The sequence below is a fragment of the Massilia mucilaginosa genome, assembly GCF_011682145.1.
Classification (GTDB): domain Bacteria; phylum Pseudomonadota; class Gammaproteobacteria; order Burkholderiales; family Burkholderiaceae_D; genus Telluria_A; species Telluria_A mucilaginosa.
Map to the genome: position 1 here is coordinate 163,475 of NZ_WHJH01000003.1, position 17,679 is coordinate 181,153.

At 63.5% G+C, this 17,679-nt stretch carries 15 protein-coding genes; 7 read left to right on the plus strand and 8 right to left on the minus strand.

Annotation, left to right across the window (positions count from 1 at the left end; genetic code table 11):
- Positions 1-2 precede the first annotated feature (2 nt).
- The gene (locus F2P45_RS04685) at positions 3-599 is read left to right on the plus strand and encodes a methyltransferase domain-containing protein (RefSeq protein ID WP_166870977.1); all 597 of its coding nucleotides are present in this window, start codon (positions 3-5) and stop codon (positions 597-599) included.
- 65 nt (positions 600-664) lie between these two features.
- Here the strand turns inward: F2P45_RS04685 and F2P45_RS04690 are convergent, their stop codons facing one another.
- Positions 665-1,696, minus strand: coding sequence for a peptidylprolyl isomerase (locus F2P45_RS04690; protein ID WP_166870979.1), 1,032 nt, complete (start codon positions 1,694-1,696; stop codon positions 665-667).
- 143 nt (positions 1,697-1,839) lie between these two features.
- Between F2P45_RS04690 and F2P45_RS04695 the strand changes: the two genes are divergently transcribed.
- The 4 genes from F2P45_RS04695 (at position 1,840) to nudB (ending at position 5,200) form a co-directional block, all read left to right on the plus strand.
- Positions 1,840-2,166 (plus strand): FmdB family zinc ribbon protein, encoded by a 327-nt coding sequence (locus F2P45_RS04695; protein WP_166870981.1) that lies wholly within the window; start codon positions 1,840-1,842, stop codon positions 2,164-2,166.
- 43 nt (positions 2,167-2,209) lie between these two features.
- On the plus strand, positions 2,210-2,815 hold the full coding sequence (locus tag F2P45_RS04700; protein WP_166870984.1) for a DUF502 domain-containing protein: 606 nt from the start codon (positions 2,210-2,212) through the stop codon (positions 2,813-2,815).
- Between the two features lie 52 nt (positions 2,816-2,867).
- Positions 2,868-4,673, plus strand: coding sequence for an aspartate--tRNA ligase (gene aspS, locus F2P45_RS04705; protein ID WP_166870985.1), 1,806 nt, complete (start codon positions 2,868-2,870; stop codon positions 4,671-4,673).
- Positions 4,674-4,741: 68 nt separating this feature from the next.
- Positions 4,742-5,200: a dihydroneopterin triphosphate diphosphatase gene (gene nudB / locus F2P45_RS04710; protein ID WP_166870987.1), complete on the plus strand. Its 459-nt coding sequence runs from the start codon at positions 4,742-4,744 to the stop codon at positions 5,198-5,200.
- 36 nt (positions 5,201-5,236) lie between these two features.
- On the opposite strand, the gene F2P45_RS04715 is transcribed toward nudB, so the two are convergent.
- Positions 5,237-9,814, minus strand: a complete 4,578-nt coding sequence (locus F2P45_RS04715; protein WP_166870989.1) for a calcium-binding protein — start codon at positions 9,812-9,814, stop codon at positions 5,237-5,239.
- A gap of 287 nt (positions 9,815-10,101) precedes the next feature.
- On the opposite strand from F2P45_RS04715, the gene epsC reads away from it, so the two are divergent.
- Entirely contained in the window at positions 10,102-11,025 is a 924-nt protein-coding gene (gene epsC / locus F2P45_RS04720; protein ID WP_166870991.1) for a serine O-acetyltransferase EpsC, read from the plus strand.
- Positions 11,026-11,067: 42 nt separating this feature from the next.
- Here epsC and F2P45_RS04725 read toward each other — a convergent pair whose 3' ends face one another.
- The 6 genes from F2P45_RS04725 to F2P45_RS04750 all read right to left on the minus strand — a co-directional run bounded on the left by F2P45_RS04725 (position 11,068) and on the right by F2P45_RS04750 (position 16,724).
- On the minus strand, positions 11,068-14,166 hold the full coding sequence (locus tag F2P45_RS04725; RefSeq protein WP_166870994.1) for a calcium-binding protein: 3,099 nt from the start codon (positions 14,164-14,166) through the stop codon (positions 11,068-11,070).
- Positions 14,167-14,387: 221 nt separating this feature from the next.
- A complete protein-coding gene (locus F2P45_RS04730) occupies positions 14,388-14,798 on the minus strand; it encodes a hypothetical protein (protein WP_166870996.1) in 411 nt (136 codons plus the stop codon).
- 3 nt (positions 14,799-14,801) lie between these two features.
- The gene (locus F2P45_RS04735; RefSeq protein WP_187367140.1) at positions 14,802-14,987 is read right to left on the minus strand and encodes a hypothetical protein; all 186 of its coding nucleotides are present in this window, start codon (positions 14,985-14,987) and stop codon (positions 14,802-14,804) included.
- A 78-nt stretch (positions 14,988-15,065) separates the two neighbouring features.
- Entirely contained in the window at positions 15,066-15,587 is a 522-nt protein-coding gene (locus tag F2P45_RS04740; RefSeq protein WP_166870998.1) for a hypothetical protein, read from the minus strand.
- A gap of 100 nt (positions 15,588-15,687) precedes the next feature.
- Complete coding sequence (locus F2P45_RS04745; protein WP_166871000.1) at positions 15,688-16,377, minus strand: hypothetical protein; 690 nt, start codon at positions 16,375-16,377, stop codon at positions 15,688-15,690.
- Between the two features lie 68 nt (positions 16,378-16,445).
- Positions 16,446-16,724: a DUF2798 domain-containing protein gene (locus tag F2P45_RS04750; protein WP_229504913.1), complete on the minus strand. Its 279-nt coding sequence runs from the start codon at positions 16,722-16,724 to the stop codon at positions 16,446-16,448.
- 56 nt (positions 16,725-16,780) lie between these two features.
- On the opposite strand from F2P45_RS04750, the gene F2P45_RS04755 reads away from it, so the two are divergent.
- Positions 16,781-17,668: a LysR family transcriptional regulator gene (locus F2P45_RS04755; protein ID WP_229504914.1), complete on the plus strand. Its 888-nt coding sequence runs from the start codon at positions 16,781-16,783 to the stop codon at positions 17,666-17,668.
- Positions 17,669-17,679 lie beyond the last annotated feature (11 nt).

A 17,679-nucleotide genomic window follows, 5' to 3' on the forward strand; every position in this document is an offset into this window, starting at 1 on the left:
TCATGAATGACTTCGCCAGCCGCGATCCGCAATCGCCCGCCTTCTGGGACGAACGCTTCGCGCGCGGCTTCACGCCCTGGGACCGGGGCGGGGTGCCGGCCGCGCTGCGCACTTTTGTGGAGCACTGCGCGCGCCCGCTGCGCACCCTGATTCCCGGCTGCGGCGCCGCTTACGAACTGGCCTACCTGTGCGAGGCCGGCTGGGACGCCACCGCGATCGACTTTGCGCCGGGCGCGGTGGCCACGGCCAAAGCGGCGCTGGGGCCGTGGAGCGGGCGCGTGCGCGAGGCCGATTTTTTCACGTATGCCCCGCAACATCCGCTGGAATTGATTTACGAGCGCGCTTTCCTGTGCGCCCTGCCGCGCGCCATGTGGCCGCGGGTGGCCGCGCGCTGGGCCGAGCTGCTGGCGCCGGGCGCCTTGCTGGCGGGATTTTTCTTTTTTGACGATGCGGCCAAGGGGCCGCCGTTCGGGATCAGCGAGGGCGCGCTCGATGCGCTGCTGACGCCGTCATTTATCTGCGTGGAAGATGCTGCCGTGGAGGATTCGATTGCCGTGTTCGCCGGCAAGGAGCGCTGGAAGGTGTGGCAACGCAGCTGAGCCGTTCCCCCTGAAAGGGAACGGCGGGGATGCACGCGCGCGGCGCGCATCCCGTCCTGGCGCGATTACTTCGATGCCGCCGGGGTGGCCGCTGCCGGTTCTGCCGCAGGCGCTGCTCCGTGATCGTGGCCGTCGTGGGCCGCCGGTGCCGCCGGTGCCTGCGGCGGCGCGGTTGGAACGGCCGGAGCCGCTGGCGCCGCCGACGGGGCGCTACCGCTCATGACAGGCGCGGACGGATCGGCCTTGATCTCGATCTTGGCGTCGGCCTTGAGCTTGTCGAGGTAGTTTTTCATGTTGCTGCGCTGTTGCTGCTGCTTGATCTGGTCCTTGACCTGCTCGAACGGCGGCGGTGCGATCGGGCGCGAATCTTCCAGCATGATCACGTGGTAGCCGAACTGCGACTTGACCGGCTCCTCGGTGAACTTGCCTTTTTCCAGCTTGGCCACGGCCGCGCCGAACTCGGGCACCATGCTGGCCGGATTGAACCAGCCCAGGTCGCCGCCGTTGACTTTCGAGCCCGGATCCATCGACTTGTCCTTGGCCAGGCCGGCGAAGGCCTTGGCATCTTTTTTCAGCTTGGCGATGATGGCTTTTGCGTCAGCCTCTTCCTTGACCAGGATATGGCGCGCCTTGTATTCGGTGCCGCCGGCCGAGGTGACCATCTTGTCGTAGTCGGCCTTGACCATGGCGTCGGTGACCGGATTGGCTTTCATCCAGTCCTGGATGAAGGCGTTGGCCGTCATCGACTGCTTGATCAGTTCCAGCTGGCGCGTCACGTCCTCGCTCTTGTCCAGGCCCTTCTTGATGCCTTCGTTGGCCACCAGGGTCTGCATGGCCAGGTTGTCGATAATGGCCTTGCGCAGTTCCGGGGTGTCCGGCTGGCCCTGGGCGGTGCGTTCCTTGACCATCATCTCGACCGTGGCGGTCGAAATCGCGGTGCCGTTGACGGTGGCGGCAACGCCGGCCGCAGGCGCGGCGGTCGATGCCGCCGGCGTCGCGGGAGTGGTCCCTGCCTTGGTGGCATCTTTTGGACCGCAGGCGGCCAGAGCCAGCGCCGAGGCAGCGCCGATGAGCAGAACACGAGACTTAATCAACATCGTTCAATTTCCTTTTTCAAGTTAGCCCGGCGCATGCCGCGCAGCAGGCACGCATCTTACCATCCCCGTGGCTGGGCATTTATGCTTGCGATCTTGAAAAAAGCTTATAATTCAGGGTTTTGACGATTTTTGCGGAGTATTCAATGCCGATTTACGCCTACCGCTGCGATGAATGCGGTTTTGCCAAGGATGTATTGCAGAAGATCTCCGACCCGGTGTTGACGGTCTGTCTGTCCTGCGGCAAGCCTTCTTTCAAGAAGCAATTAACCGCCGCCGGCTTCCAGCTCAAGGGAACCGGCTGGTATGCCACCGATTTCCGCGGCGGCGCCGCGCCGTCGACCGGAACCGCCAGCGGCCCGGCCGAGGGCGGCACACCCGCGTCGGCCGCGCCCGCCACTCCCGCGGCCGAGTCGTCCGCGGCGGCGGCTCCAGCCAAGCCGGCGGCCACCCCCGGCAGCGGCACGACCTGAGCCAAGGGACGCCGCGCGCGTCCCGCCAATCACCGAGAGCCGAATGCGTAAATATTTCATTACCGGATTACTGGTCCTGGTCCCGCTGGCGATCACCTTGTGGGTCCTGAACCTGGTCATCAGCACGATGGACCAGTCGCTGCTGCTGGTGCCCGAGCGCTGGCAGCCGCACACTTTGTTCGGGCGCGAGATTCCGGGCCTGGGCACGATCCTGACGATCGCCATCGTGTTCCTGACCGGCTTGCTGGCCAATAACCTGGTCGGCAACTACCTGGTGCGCCTGTGGGAACGCCTGCTGCACCGCATTCCCGTGGTCAGCTCGCTCTACGGCAGCGTCAAGCAAGTCTCGGACACCCTGTTTTCATCGTCCGGCAACGCCTTTCGCAAGGCCGTGCTGCTGCCGTATCCGCATGCCGACAGCTGGACCATCGGTTTTCTGACCGGGGTGCCGGGCGGCGACGTCAAGAACCACCTGGTGGGCGACTTCGTCAGCGTGTACGTGCCGACCACGCCCAACCCGACTTCCGGCTTTTTCCTGATGATGGAACGCAGCAAGGTGGTCGAACTCGACATGACGGTCGACGCGGCCCTCAAATACATCGTCTCGATGGGCGTCGTCGCCCCCGAGCATTTGCCAACCAAAGAGTAAGAGTGCGGTTGTTGCCGCGCCCCTTGAATAACCAACCTAGACTGAAAACACTATGTCCTCCATGCGTACAAACTACTGCGGCCTTGTCACTGAAGAACTGCTGGGCCAAACCGTCAGCCTGTGCGGCTGGGTTCACCGCCGCCGCGACCACGGGCAACTGATTTTCATCGACCTGCGCGACCGCGAAGGCCTGGTGCAGGTAGTCTGCAATCCGGAGCAGGCGGAGATGTTCAAGGTCGCCGAAGCGGTGCGTAACGAATACTGCCTGCGCGTGACCGGTGTGGTCACCGCCCGGATCGGCAACACGGCCAACAGCAACCTCAAGTCGGGCAAGATCGAGATCGTCGCCAGCGCGGTCGAAGTGCTCAACGCCTCGGTGCCGGTGCCGTTCCAGCTGGACGACGACAACCTGTCGGAAACCACCCGCCTGACCCACCGCGTGCTCGACCTGCGCCGTCCGCAGATGCAGAACAACCTGCGCCTGCGCTACAAGGTGACGATGGAAGTGCGCAAGTATCTCGACAACCTCGGCTTCATCGACATCGAAACGCCGATGCTGACCAAGTCGACCCCGGAAGGCGCGCGCGACTACCTGGTGCCGTCGCGCGTCAACGCCGGCAGCTTCTTCGCGCTGCCGCAGTCGCCGCAGCTGTTCAAGCAGCTGCTGATGGTCGCCAACTTCGACCGCTACTACCAGATCACCAAGTGCTTCCGCGACGAAGACCTGCGCGCCGACCGCCAGCCTGAATTCACCCAGATCGACTGCGAAACCTCGTTCCTGACCGAACAGGAAATCCGCGACCTGTTCGAAGACATGATCCGCATCGTCTTCAAGAACACGCTCGACATCGACCTGCCGAACCCGTTCCCGGTGATGGACTTCGCCACCGCGATGGGCCTGTACGGTTCGGACAAGCCGGACATGCGCGTGAAGATGGAATTTACCGACCTGACCGAACTCATGAAGTCGGTCGAGTTCAAGGTGTTCAACGGCGCAGCCAACATGAAGGGCGGCCGCGTGGTGGCCTTGCGCGTACCACAGGGTGGCAACATGGCGCGTTCGGAAATCGACGCCTACACCCAGTTCGTGGCCATTTATGGCGCCAAGGGCCTGGCCTACATCAAGGTCAACAAGAAAGCCGATGGTGCCGAGGGCCTGCAGTCGCCGATCGTCAAGTTCCTGCCGCCTGAGGTACTGGCGGCCATCGTCGAGCAGACCGGCGCCGAAGACGGCGACCTGATCTTCTTTGGCGCGGACAAAGAGAAAGTCGTCAACGACGCCATCGGCGCGCTGCGCGTGAAAATCGGCCACTCCGACTTCGGCAAGAAAGCCGGCCTGTTCGACGACGTCTGGAAGCCATTGTGGGTGGTCGACTTCCCGATGTTCGACTACGACGAAGAAGCCGATCGCTGGACCGCGACCCACCATCCGTTCACGGCGCCGAAAGACGGCCACGAAGACATGCTCGAAACCAACCCTGGCGCCTGTATCGCCAAAGCTTACGACATGGTCTTGAACGGCTGGGAACTGGGTGGCGGTTCGATCCGTATCCACCGTGAAGAAGTGCAGAGCAAGGTGTTCCGCGCACTGAAGATCGATGCCGAAGAAGCCCAGCTCAAATTCGGCTTCCTGCTCGACGCGCTGCAATACGGCGCGCCGCCGCACGGTGGCCTGGCTTTCGGCCTGGACCGCATCGTGACGATGATGACCGGTTCCGATTCGATCCGCGACGTGATCGCCTTCCCGAAAACCCAGCGCGCCCAGTGCCTGCTGACCAACGCCCCGTCCGAAGTCGACGAGAAGCAACTGCGCGAACTGCACATCCGCTTGCGCAACGCCGAACCGAAGATCGTTTAAACTGAAAAGCACGGTTCGCCGTGCTTTTTTTTGGTCCCGATCCTGGCCTTGGTTTTCCTACCTGATTCATGCCCATAAAAATCCCGGAATCCGTCCTCGTCGTCATCCACACGCCCGCGCTGGAGGTGCTGCTCATCGAGCGCGCCGACAAGCCGGGATTCTGGCAGTCCGTCACCGGTTCGCTCGACGCGCCAGATGAAGCGCTGCCCGCTACCGCCGCGCGCGAACTGTTCGAGGAAACCGGGATCGTGGCCGATGGCGAGCGCATCGCGCTGTGCGATTGGCAGCTGTCGAATGTGTATGAGATTTATCCGGTCTGGCGCCACCGCTACGCGCCTGGCGTGACGCACAACACCGAACATGTGTTCAGCGTGTGCGTGCCGCGCGAGACGCCCATTGTGCTGAGCGCGCGCGAGCATCTGCGGCATGTCTGGCTGCCGCATGTCGAGGCAGCCGACCGCTGTTTTTCATCGTCCAACGCGGAAGCGATTTTGCAACTGCCGCGCCGGGTCGACGTAACCGACTGACCGGCAGGGCGCCGGCCAGTTTTCGTCTCTGCCTGTTTACAGCAGCGGTGGCGTGGCTACGCCGACCAAGCCAATATCCGTCGCGGACGCGGCCATGCTGCCGAACGCCGCGCCGGCCGGTACCGATGTACTGTCCGCCGCCAGTTCGGCATTGATCCTTGCCAGATCCCAGCTGGCGCCATCGGCGAAGACGATGTGCTGCAGCGGATTGTAGGGATTCGGCGTTGCCGTCTCGGACAGGAAGTTGGAGACCGTCAGTTGATCGCTGCCGCCGACGATCTTGATGAGCAAAGTGGTACCTGACTTGCTCAATTGCAGATCGCTGCCGCTGATGCCAGCGTCAAATTGCAGCGTGTTCAACTTTCCCTCTGCGCCAAGCTTGGTTCTCAACAAGCTATCCTGGCCATCGCCCCTGCCGAACATATAGGTATCGCTGCCGGCGCCGCCAGTGATCTGGTCGTCGCCTGCGCCGCCGCGGATGGTGTCGTCCCCACCCTTGCCGTCGATGATATCGTTACCGGCCAGGCCGTTGATGACGTCGGCCTTCAGGGTGGCGTCGATCAGGCCGGTGGCAGCGCTGCCTGCGAGCAGCGTCGCTTCGATGGCCGCCAGGTTCCAGCTGGTGCCATCGGCAAAGCGGATCTGCTGCAGCGGGTTATACGCATTCTCGGTGTTGTCTTCGTACAGGAACGAGTTCACCGAGAGCGAGTCCGACGAGCCCGCGATCTTCACCGTCAAGACCCCATTGCTGCTGGTCAGGCTGATGTCGCCGGGCAGAATGCCTGCCTTGAATTGCAAGGTATCGATCTTGCCGGCGGCCCAGTCATTGAGCGAACCAAGCACGTCGGCACCATCGCCGCGCCCGAACAGATAGGTGTCGCTGCCTTCGCAGCCGTTAACCGTATCGTTGCCGGCGCCGCCGTCGAGCGTATCGTCGCCGCGTTTGCCGCTCAGGCTATCCGCCCCGGCAAGCCCGGTAATGGTATCGGCAGCGAAGGTGCCGCTGATTTCCTCGGCACCGTTGGTGCCGGCGAGCAGCAGGTTTTGGATTGCCGACAGGTTCCATACCGTGCCATCGGCGAAACGAATTTCCTGCAAGGGGTTGGTGCCGCTGGCCGGGTTGTCCTGGCTGAGGTATTCTTCGACACGGATCTGGCCGGTTCCGCCCTTGATCTTGATGAGCAGCGCGCTGAAGGAGGTTGCCAGTGTAATGTCGGCCGGCGCAATCCCGGCCTTGAACTGCAGCGCATCGATCTTGCCGGCGAGCTCATTATAGGCAGGCATGAGCTTATCGGCGCCGTCGCCGCTGCCATACACATAGATGTCGTTGCCGCCACCGCCACTGAGCGTGTCGTTGCCCAGGCCGCCTTCGATGGTATCGTTGCCCGCGTTCCCGGACAGGAAATCCGCTCCGCCCAGGCCGAACATGGCGTTCGCATTGACGGTACCGAAGACCCGGTCCGCGCCCGCGCTGCCGCCATACAGCTGCGACTCGATCTGGGCCATGTTCCAGCTGGTCCCGTCGGCAAAACGGATCAGCTGAAGCGGACTGAGTTCGGTCGCGGTGCCATTGCTGGGCATGAACGATTCCACGGTAATCTGATCGGTACTCCCCTTGATCTTGGCGATCAGGCCGCTGTAAGGCGAGGCTTCGAGCAGCACATCGCCGGGCAGAACGCCGGGTTTGAACTGTAAGGTATCAACGTCGCTGCCATCGGTGACGGTGATCCGGTCCTGGCCATCGCCCTTGCCGAACAAGAAGGTATCGCCGCCGTTGCCGCCGTTGAGGATGTCCTTGCCGCTGCCCCCGTCGAGGGTGTCGTTGCCAGCCATGCCATCGAGTCTGTCGGCGCCGCCGGCGCCGCTGAGGAAGTCATCGCCGCTGGTACCGCCGATGGTGTCGTTGCCTTCGGTCGCCGCGCTCAGTTTGGCAAGAATGGCGGCCGCATCCCACGTGGTGCCGTCGGCGAAGCGGATTTGCTGCAGCGGGTTGTACGGGTTGTTAACGTTGTCGTCAGCTAAGAACATCTTCACCATGACCTTGTCGGTCGTGCCCTTGATGCTCACGTCCAGCGTTTCCATCCTGCGACTCAGCAGAATGTCGCCGGGAACAATGCCCGCCTTCAACTGCAGTACATTGAGCGCGCCTGGCGCATCCTGGCCGAGCACGCCGATCTGATCCTGGCCGTCGCCTCTGCCGAACAGATAGGTATCGTTGCCTTCGCCGCCATGCAGGGCGTCGTTCCCCGTGCCGCCATCGAGCGTATCGTCGCCGCCCTTGCCGTTGATCCAGTCGTCGCCGCCCTGTCCCGTGATCAGGTCTGCCTTGACCGTCCCATCGAGACGGTCTGCGTCGGCCGTGCCCGCGTATATGGCAGCCTGGATGGCCGCCAGATTCCAACGCGTGCCATCGGCAAACCTGAACTCTCGCACCGGATTGGAGGCGTTGCTGGAATCGTCCCGGAGCAGGAAGTCCAGGATCGACACCTGATCGGCCGTGTCCCTGATTTTGATGACCAAGCTGCTGTAGACTGAGGAAGTCAGGAGCAGGTCGGACGGCAGCACACCCGGCTTGAACTGCAGCGCACCCGGGCGGACCGGCGTACTGCCGCGTTCCAGCCAGATGCTGTCGCTGCCGTCGCCTCTGCCGAACAGATACACATCGTCGCCAAAGCCGCCGTTGAGGGTATCGTTGCCCTGGCCGCCATCGAACTCGTTGTTGCCCAGCCCGCCCTGCAGCAGATCGTTGCCGAGACCGCCGTCCAGGCGGTCGTCGCCGTCGCCTCCGTCGAGCGTATCGTCGTCGAGACCGCCGGCCAGGAGGTCGTCGCCATCGCCACCGCTGAGCGTATCGGCACCGTGCGCGCCGTCGAGAGTGTCGTTGCCAGCCAGGCCGTCGAGCCTGTCGGCGCCGCCCAGACCATTGATCAGGTCAGCACCGCCGGTGCCGCTGATGGTGTCGTTGCCCTCGGTTGGGCCGTTCAGTTTGGCCAGGATGGTAGCGCCGTCCCACGCCGTACCGTCATCGAAACGGATTTGCTGCAGCGGATTGAAGGCATTCCCGATATCGTCCTTGTTCAGGAAGAAGGTGACCGTAATTTTGTCGGTACTGCCTTTCAAGGTAATGATCAGGTCGCTAGCATTGCGGCTCAGGATCACTTCGCCAGGAACGATGCCGGCCTTGAATTGCAAGATGTTGAGTTTGCCTGGTGCCGCGTCTTCCTCCGTGCGGATATCATCCTGGCCGTCGCCTCTGCCGAACAGATAGGTATCGTTGCCGAGGCCGCCATGGACGACGTCGTTGCCCAAGCCACCATCGATGGTGTCGTCGCCGCCTTTGCCGTCGATCCAGTCGTTGCCGGCCTGGCCAGTGATCAGTTCGCCTTTTACCGTGCCGATGAGGTGGTCGGCGTCCTTGGTTCCCGCGTACAAGGCTGCTTGAATGGCGGCCAGGTTCCAGCTTGTGCCGTTGGCAAATCGGACTTCCTGCACCGGATTGTATGGGGAGGCCGGGTCGTCATTGCTCAGGAAGCTGTTGATCGTCACCTGGTCCGCACTATCCCTGAGTTTGAACACCACGCCGCCATAGCCGACCGGGGCTGGGGTAACGACGACATCGCCCGGCAAGACGCCCTGCTTGAACTGGAGTATGCCTAGGCGCCCCGTTTCCAGGGTCATGCCGCCCGAGATGGTGTCCTGGGCGTCGCCCTTGCCGAACAGGTACACGTCCTTGCCGAAACCGCTGTCGAGCGTGTCGTTGCCGGCGCCGCCGTCGAGCGTGTCGTCGCCGTTGTTACCATACAGACGGTCATTGCCGTCGTTGCCCAGCAGCAGATCGTTATCGAGTCCGCCTTCAACGATATCGTTGCCTGCGCCGCCATCGAGCGTGTCGGCGCCTTGCGCGCCATCGAGGCGATCGTCGTCTATGCCGCCGTCGAGCTTGTCGTTGCCGTCGTTGCCCGACAAGCTGTCGTTGCCTGCGCCACCGAACAACTGGTCGTTGCCGAGACCGCCGATCAGGGTATCGGTGCCGGCTCCGCCCTCGATGGTGTCGTCGCCGCCTCTGCCGTCGAGCACGTCATTGCCGCCCAAGCCGCCGATCGCATCGCCCAGGTAGGTGCCGCCGCGCACATCGGCGCCGTCGGTGCCGGCATACAGGCGGGCCTGGATCTCGGCCAGGTTCCAGGTGGTGCCGTCGGCGAAGACAATCTGTTGCAGGGGATTGGCGCTGTTGGTGGTATTGCTTCCGTAGAAGAAGCCGTCGGCCCGGAACTGGTCGCTGCCGCCGACGATGTTGATCAGCAGGGAGGTACCCGTCATGTCGAAGGCAAGTTCGGACGGCAGCACGCCTTCCTTCAGGCGCAGGGTGTTAACTTCGCTCATCGGGCGGACATCGGTCATGTACACGATGTCGCGCCCGTCGCCGCGGCCGAACAGATAGCTGTCGTCGCCCAGGCCCCCATTGAGAAAATCGTTGCCGGCGCCGCCGTGGAGGATGTCGTTGCCGGCGAAGCCGAACAGCTGGTCGTTGCCGCCCAGGCTGTTCAGGGTGTCATCGGCAGCGCTGCCGTTGAGGGTGTCGTTGCCGGCCGTGCCGTCGAATACAGTGGTCATTGTGGTGATTACACCGTTGTTTGTCGTGATATTGAGGGGCATGACGTCTTTCTGGCAGGGGGAAGGTCGACTGTTCGGTCCGGATTTGCTTGCACAGACTCAGTGTGAAACTTGCTATCACTCTAATATTATGTACATACGGAAATAGTATCATGTGGGCAATGCCGACCGCGTTCAAATTTGAGAAACTAATGAAAGAAACAACCTATCCAGTAGCAGCAAGAAACGGATATGCAAACGCGAAAAGATTCGTTTGCATTCTTCCTGGTTCGCGCTAGGCTGGGCTGATGAAAAACGACCTCCCCGAACCGGCCGGCTGCCGCGCGCCGCACTGGAACCTTGGCCCGGTGATCGAGCAATTGCGCGTCTCGCGCGAAGCCACGCATAACATCCGCCACCACGGGCGGGTGCGCGAGCTGCCCTCGCGCGAGGCGCTCACCGTGATCGTGGGCGGCCTGTCGGCGGCGCTGTTCCCGACCCATTACGGACGCCCCAACCTGACCGACGACAGCATCGACTACTTTGTCGGCGATACCCTCACCACCACCCTGAACCGGCTGGTCGAACAGGTGCGCCGCGGCCTGCTGTTCGCGGCCGAGCCCGAAGAAGCCAGCGAAGAAGAGCTGGTGCGCAAGGCGGCCGCCATCACGCGCGACTTCGCCTCCGCCCTGCCGGACATCCGCGCGCTGCTGGTGTCGGACATGCAGGCCGCGCTGGCGGGCGACCCGGCCGCCACCTCGGTGGCCGAAATCATGCTGTGCTACCCCGGCACCATCGCCATCCTGTACCACCGCTTCGCGCACCGCCTGCACCAGCTGGGCGTGCCGTTCCTGGCGCGCCTGGTGTCGGACATCGGCCACTCGCTGACCGGGATCGACATCCATCCGGGCGCGCGCATCGGCGCCAGCTTCTTCATCGATCACGGCACCGGCGTGGTGATCGGCGAGACCGCCATCATCGGCCAGCGCGTGCGCCTTTACCAGGCGGTCACACTGGGCGCCAAGCGCTTCCCTGCCGATGAAAACGGGGTCCTGATCAAGGGCGTGGCGCGCCACCCGATCGTCGAGGACGACGTGGTGATTTATGCGGGGGCGACGATTCTGGGACGGATCACCATTGGCGCCGGATCGACTATCGGCGGCAATGTGTGGCTGACCGACAGCGTGGCGCCGGGCAGCACGGTGTCGCAGGCGCAGATGCGCAGCGACTGAACGGTAGCACCGGCCATTGCGGCCGGCGCTACGCTGCTTACATTACCAAGCCGGCGCGGGGCCGGCCGTATCCATCCCGATCAGACTGAGTGCGACCTCGGGCGCTGCGCTGGCAGGAAAGGGCGAAGGGAATCTGCTGTCTTCCACCAGCTCGGCCCTGATGCGCGCGATGGTCCACAACTCGCCAGTGCCAAAAGCAATCTCGTCGAGCTGCATTGGCAGCGGGAAGGGGACGCTATCCTGGATGAAATCGTTGACCGTGATCTGGTCGCTGCTATTGCGGATCCTGATGATCAGCGCCGTGCCGGATGCGCTGAAGTGCAAGTCGCTGCTGCCGATATTGGCGTCGAAGCGCAGTGTGTCGATGGCCGCGTCGGCGCCGGTGGAGAGCATGGTGTCCTTGCCATCGCCGCGCCCGAACAGCACCGTGTCGGCGCCAGTGCTGCCGGTGATCAGATCGTCGCCGGCGCCGCCGCGGATGGTGTCGCGCCCGCCCTTGCCATCGATGACGTCGGCGCCGCCCTGGCCGGTGAGCAGGTTGTTGCCGCCGTCCCCGTTGATTGTATCGGCGCCATCCGTGCCTGCATACAGCCGCGCAGTGATGGCCTGCGTATTCCATAGTGTGCCGTCGGCGAAGGCAATTTGCTGCAGCGGAGCGAAGGCGCTATAACTGGCGTCGAGTTCGGAAAACGAGGCGACCGTCACCTGGTCGCTCGTGCCCGCGATGCCGATCACGAGCGCCTGGCCTGCGCTGTTGAGGATGATGTCGGACGGCAGAATCCCTTCCTTGAACTGCAAGGTGTCGACTTTGCCCTGGGTGGCGTCGAGCGAGGCGGAGATGGTATCGCTGCCGTCGCCCTTGCCGAACACATAGGTGTCGCTGCCCGTACCGCCCTTGATCGTATCGTTGCCCAGGCCGCCTTCGAGGGTGTCGTTGCCGGCGTTGCCGCGCAGGATGTCGTTGCCGTCCAGGCCGCGCATGGTGTTGCCGTTGACGGTACCGAGCAATTCGTCCGCGCCCGCGCTGCCGCCGTGGAGCATCGCTTCGATGGCGGCCAGGTTCCAGGAGGTGCCGTCGGCAAAGCGGATCTCCTGCAGCGCGTTGAGGGTGGTGACGGTATCGTCGGCGGGAAAGAACTGCTCGATCTGGACCGGGCCGTCGCTGCCGGCCACGCGCACCAGCAGGGCGTTGTAGCTGCTTGTGCTCAACGTGACGTCGCCAGGAAGCACGCCAGGCTTGAACTGGAGCACGTCGACGCCGTCGCCGCCGGACGCGGTAATGCGGTCCCAGCCATCGCCCTTGCCGTACAGGTAGGTATCGCTGCCGGCGCCGCCGTTGACGGTGTCGTTGCCCGTGCCGCCATCGATGGTATCGTTCCCGCTGAAGCCGTTGAGCCTGTCGTTGCCGCCCAGGCCGCTGATCAGGTCGGCGCCGGTGGCGCCGCTGATGGTGTCGTTGCCCTCGGTCGCGGCGAGCTGTTTCGCAAGAATGGCGGCGCTGTCCCAGATCGTGCCGTCGTCGAAGCGGATTTGCTGGAGCGGATTGAAGGCGTTGTTGATATCGGCGCCGTTGAAGAAGAAGCTGGCCGTGACTTTGTCGGTGCTGCCCTTGAAGGTGATCACCAGGTCGGACAGATTGAAGGCCAGGATCACGTCGTCCGGGACGATGCCGGCCTTGAATTGCAGAATATTGAGTTTGCCCACGGCCTTGTCCTCGGTCGCGCGGATGTCGTCCTGGCCGTCGCCTTTGCCGAACAGATAGGTATCGTTGCCGACGCCGCCAAGGATGACATCGTTGCCCAGGCCGCCATCGATGGTGTCGTCGCCGCTCTTGCCGTCGAGCCAGTCGTTGCCTGCCTGTCCCGCGATCAGCTCGCCCTTGACGGTGCCCAGCAGGTGGTCGGCCTGGGCGCTGCCGGCGTACAGGGCGGCCTGGATGGCGGCCAGGTTCCAGCTGCTGCCGTCGGCAAACTTGAAGCTTTGCACGGGGTTGTAGGGCAGGGACGGGTCGTCCTGGGACAGGAAACCGTTGATGGTCAGCTGGTCCAGCGAATCGCGGATCTTGACGATCACGCCGCCGTAGCCGACCGCTGCCGGGGTGACGATGATATCTCCCGGCAGCACGCCCTCCTTGAACTGGAGCGTGCCCAGGCGGCCCGCTTCCAGGGTCTGGCCCATCGAGATCGTGTCCTGGCCATCGCCCTTGCCGAACAAGACCACATCGTTCCCGAAGCCACCCGTCAGGCTGTCGTTGCCGCTGCCGCCGTCGAGCGTATCGTCGCCGTCGTTGCCCTTGAGGTCGTCGTTACCGGCGCCGCCCAGCAGCAGGTCGTTGTCGAGACCGCCGAGCAGGATGTCGTTGCTGGCGCCGCCGTCGAGCGTATCGCTGCCTTGTCCGCCATCGAGCCGGTCATCGCTCGCGCCGCCATCGAGTTTGTCATTGCCTTCGTTGCCAGTCAGGCTATCGTTGCCATCGCCGCCGGCCAGTACGTCGTTGCCGAGCCCGCCAATCAAGGTATCCGCATCGGCGCCGCCATCGATGCTGTCGTCGCCGTCCTTGCCGTCGAGCACGTCATTGCCGCCCAGGCCGCCGATCACATCGGCCAGATAGGTGCCGCCGCGCACGTCGGCGCCCTGGGTGCCGGCGTACAGCTTGGCCTGGATCTCGGGCAGGTTCCAGGTGTTGCCGTCGGCGAAGATAATCTGTTGCAGCGGATTGGCGCTGTTGCTGGTGTTGTTTCCGTACAGGAAACCATCCACGCGGAACTGGTCGCTGGTGCCGATGATATTGATCAGCAGGGAAGTACCGCTCATGTCGAACGCCAGGTCGGACGGCAACACGCCTTCCTTCAGGCGCAGGGTATTGACTTCGGTCATCGGACGCACATCGCTCATGTACACCCTGTCGCGGCCGTCGCCACGGCCGAACAGGTAGCTATCGTTACCCAGGCCGCCGTTGAGGATGTCGCTGCCGGTGCCGCCGTCGAGGATGTCGTCGCCGCCCAGTCCGGACAGGCTGTCGTTGCCGGCCAGGCCGATCAGTGTGTCATTGGCTGCGCTGCCGTCGAGCGTGTCGTTGCCGGTGCTGCCGGTCGCTGCGCTTGTGAGAAGGGGGCTGGTCGTGCTGGTATTGATGGGCATGGATATCTTTCTGGCGGTGGGAAGCGCACGATGTCGGTGCGGGATGTTTGCACAACATCAGAAAGTAGCCAGTATGAATTGCTGTCTCTCCAACATTGTGTGATCACAGAAAGAATATCATGTGAACAACAATGCAAAAGTTCAAATTTGAGAAAAAACGTGCGATAACATGCGACGGCGGTTCGCGCGCATGGAAAGATGCTAGAGGGCGTGCGCCGCTTTCAGTCTGTGCAATATCCCGCCTTGACCGGCGCTTGCGCAAGGTCGCCACGCGCTGCGCCTGCCCGCCCGCGAGCTGCATGGGCAGGCGCCGGCATAGTCTTCCAGGCCCACTTCTTGCGGCAGGCGTTCCAGCGCGGCGGCGCTGCCGCGCCCGCACCCGCACCCTGGCCCAACGCGATGTTCTGGCCCACCGTCAGCCAGGGGAACAGGCGCGGCTCCTGGAAGATGACGCCGATGTCGCGGTGCACGCCCGCCTGCGCCACGCCAGCGAGCAGCACCTGGCCCCATATGCGCGGCCCAGTCCAGCCCCGCCGCGATCGGCAGCAGGGCGCCGGCACCACCAGGCCGAGCGGCACGCGCAGCACCAGGCGGCGCGCTGGCGCCGGCAGGCCGAGGGAATGGGTCGTCATGGCTTACGCGCGTGCGATGACGGCTTGGACCAAGCGCGTGCCGGCCAGGTCGGCGATGACTTTGTCGAGGTCCGTGCCCGGCTTGACTAGCGCTTCGTCGCGCAGGATCCGGGCCGCCAGTTGCAGCGCCCTGAGGTGTTCCGCCGACGCTTGCGGCTTGCTGAAATCGCTGCGCAGCTGGATCTGCAAGAGCGCTGCCGGCAGCGATACCCTGGCTTCTTCGGCGAGGATCCTGGCGGCCTCGCTCTGGTTGGCGCGGCGCTGTTCTTATTCCTTTCCGAGGCTGCGGCGCTGCCGTCGGGCGTCTGCCTGGCGCACGCGCTCGAGCAGTGCGTCGAGTGGGACCAGGCCATGTTCATCCGGCTGCAGATCGCGCGCGCTGACGTCGCCGATGCTGCGTAACTGGGTTGGATCGATGTAGAGGCGATCGCCCCGGACAGTTGCATCCGCCCACGAAACTTTGCCGTCCTTCTCGCTGACGACGATCGGCCAGGAGGCGACGCGAAAAGTCGGGCCCCATTCGCCGATGTGCGATCTGAAGTGCCGGACCGGACCGGCCTCACCAAGCAGCACCTTGTCGACGCTCACTTCCATGATCTGGCAACCGGGCGAATTGTGGATGCACACCCTCCCGGCATCCGGTGTGCACGTGGGTGGACAGTCATCTGCCCCGAACGGCAACAAGGTGATTTTCTGCACATGGCCGGTGAGGACCACATCCTGCGCCGCCGCGTTAATGAATGCGCAGGGCAGGAACAGTGCGAGAAGAAATGATTTTACTTGGCGCATTGCGACTCTCTATGTTGTTTGACACTCCAATAAAGTCCATCATGGTAGCGGATGCGATTCCCATGGCGCCGGGCTGCTCGTCCCTCGTCTTGCATCTGATTCATGCATGGAATTCTTGCCAGCCTGGCAAACCGTCGTCTGGCGTATCGGGAGATGGGAAATAGAATTCGATATTGAACTTTTCCGCGAGTTGACGCCCCACGATTTTGGCGTGCTCGGCTTCTGGCCAGCGGAGAACGAAGCCCTTCACTAGCAGAATATCGCCGTCACTCGGGATGACTCCCAGGTTGATGGCTTCCAGCTTGCCGTTTTCCCTGACGATGCAATCGAGTCCAAGGAACCAGCCGTCCGAATCGCCGCCCCAGAGGGCCTGGATGCAGACCGGCGGGGCGTCCAGGGCCTCCAGTCTGTCGCACAGGCGTTCGTAGCTGACAGCTTCGCGCGCAGCAAGCAGTTCCAGTCTTGCACTTTCCGCCAACGCGGGGCCGACGCGCTGACGTTCCGCTTCGCAGTAGGCCAGGTCCCAGGGCACGGCGATGCCGCCTTCAATCAGGCGGCCGATGACGCAGAGATCGAAAACGGTATCGAAAGCAGCGCAGTTCTCGGTGAATTTCCATTTCCATCCACAGGCGAGCAGCCAGCGCCCCTTGAACGCGTCGTGCAGCAGGCGCACTGCTGCGTGGTGATCCAGCCCGGGGGATTGAGCAAGCACGGAGCGCAACGCAACGCTGGGCAAGGTACCGGCCAACATGCTGGAAGCGATCGTATCGGATGTGGGAGGCGTGGACATCTTGGGTTGTTTTCTTGTAAACCGTCGGCGTAAGGATTTTTTGATGCCATATGGTATTCCACGCCGGATCAGCGCGCTTGGGCCGGTGCGACCATGCGCTGGCAGAACCGCTGCACCGTGGGTCCGCACAGCATCACGATCGTGAACGCGGCCGGCCATGCGGCCAGGAACGCCCGCATCCAGCGCGCCGTATAGTCCGGACCAAACCCGAGATTGAGCCACGTTACCCATCCTGTCATGAGAAACGACATCAGTGCCGACATCACGACGCTGAACAGCAGCCGTGTCTTGAATTGATTGGACATAGGGTTCGCCTTGAAGTTCCAGAAGTCGATCAGCGTAATCAATTGCGAATCGATATACTAGACCGACAACATCAATCTGTAATTCCAAAAATGACATCATGATGCTCGACGATCTGTCCCTGTTCGTCGCCATCGTCGAGGCAGGCAGCCTGGCGACGGCGGCCGGCGCCATGCAACTGCCGGCCGCGACGGTGACGCGGCGATTGCAGGCGCTGGAGCGTGCGCTCGGTTACAAATTGCTCAACCGCAGTGCGCGCCGCATGCAGCTCACGGCCGAAGGTGCGCAATACTACGAACAGTGCCGCCCGCTGATCCATGCGCTGCGCCAGGCCACCCAGCGCCTCGATGCCACCCTGGGCGCCATTTCCGGCAATATTCGCGTGCTCGCTCCCGTGCATCTGGCGCAGGGCTACTTCCGGCAGGCGTGGTCGGGCTTCCTGCGGTCCTATCCCGAGGTGACGCTCGAGGTGGAGATGTCGAACGAGCTTGTCGACGTGGTCGGCAGCGGCGCCGACCTGGCGATCCGCGTGGGCGAGCAGCAAGATTCCAGCCTGAACCAGAAACTCCTCGCCAGCACCGACCTGATGCTGGTCGCCTCGCCGGCCTACCTGCGGGCGGCCGGCGTGCCGCACACGCCAGGCGAGCTGGAAGCGCATGCGCGCATCGTCGGCCGTCCGCTCACGCGCTGGAAACTGCGCGATCCGGCCGACAGCCTGGAGGTCGTGGTGCAGGGCGCGCCGCGCTTCCAGGCCAACCAGATGGACCTGGCGCTGTCGATGACGCTCGACGGCCTGGGCATCATGCTATGCCCCGGCACCATGGGCCGCCAACACGTGGCCGCCGGCGCGCTGGTGGTGGTCCTGCCCGGCTGGAGCACCGAGCGGCGTCACATTTATGCGGCCTGGTCGCAGCAGCGCTACCTGCCGGCGCGGGTGCGCGCCTTGCTCGATCACCTGAGCGAGTTTTGCGCCATCCATCCGCTGTGAGCGCCCAGCGA

Bases quoted from the DNA above. Each gene is read 5' to 3' on its own strand.
- F2P45_RS04685 (WP_166870977.1), top strand. From the start codon at position 3: ATGAATGACTTCGCCAGCCGCGATCCGCAATCGCCCGCCTTCTGGGAC.
- F2P45_RS04690 (WP_166870979.1), bottom strand. From the start codon at position 1,696: ATGTTGATTAAGTCTCGTGTTCTGCTCATCGGCGCTGCCTCGGCGCTG.
- F2P45_RS04695 (WP_166870981.1), top strand. From the start codon at position 1,840: ATGCCGATTTACGCCTACCGCTGCGATGAATGCGGTTTTGCCAAGGAT.
- F2P45_RS04700 (WP_166870984.1), top strand. From the start codon at position 2,210: ATGCGTAAATATTTCATTACCGGATTACTGGTCCTGGTCCCGCTGGCG.
- aspS (WP_166870985.1), top strand. From the start codon at position 2,868: ATGTCCTCCATGCGTACAAACTACTGCGGCCTTGTCACTGAAGAACTG.
- nudB (WP_166870987.1), top strand. From the start codon at position 4,742: ATGCCCATAAAAATCCCGGAATCCGTCCTCGTCGTCATCCACACGCCC.
- F2P45_RS04715 (WP_166870989.1), bottom strand. From the start codon at position 9,814: ATGACCACTGTATTCGACGGCACGGCCGGCAACGACACCCTCAACGGC.
- epsC (WP_166870991.1), top strand. From the start codon at position 10,102: ATGAAAAACGACCTCCCCGAACCGGCCGGCTGCCGCGCGCCGCACTGG.
- F2P45_RS04725 (WP_166870994.1), bottom strand. From the start codon at position 14,166: ATGCCCATCAATACCAGCACGACCAGCCCCCTTCTCACAAGCGCAGCG.
- F2P45_RS04730 (WP_166870996.1), bottom strand. From the start codon at position 14,798: ATGACGACCCATTCCCTCGGCCTGCCGGCGCCAGCGCGCCGCCTGGTG.
- F2P45_RS04740 (WP_166870998.1), bottom strand. From the start codon at position 15,587: ATGCGCCAAGTAAAATCATTTCTTCTCGCACTGTTCCTGCCCTGCGCA.
- F2P45_RS04745 (WP_166871000.1), bottom strand. From the start codon at position 16,377: ATGTCCACGCCTCCCACATCCGATACGATCGCTTCCAGCATGTTGGCC.
- F2P45_RS04755 (WP_229504914.1), top strand. From the start codon at position 16,781: ATGATGCTCGACGATCTGTCCCTGTTCGTCGCCATCGTCGAGGCAGGC.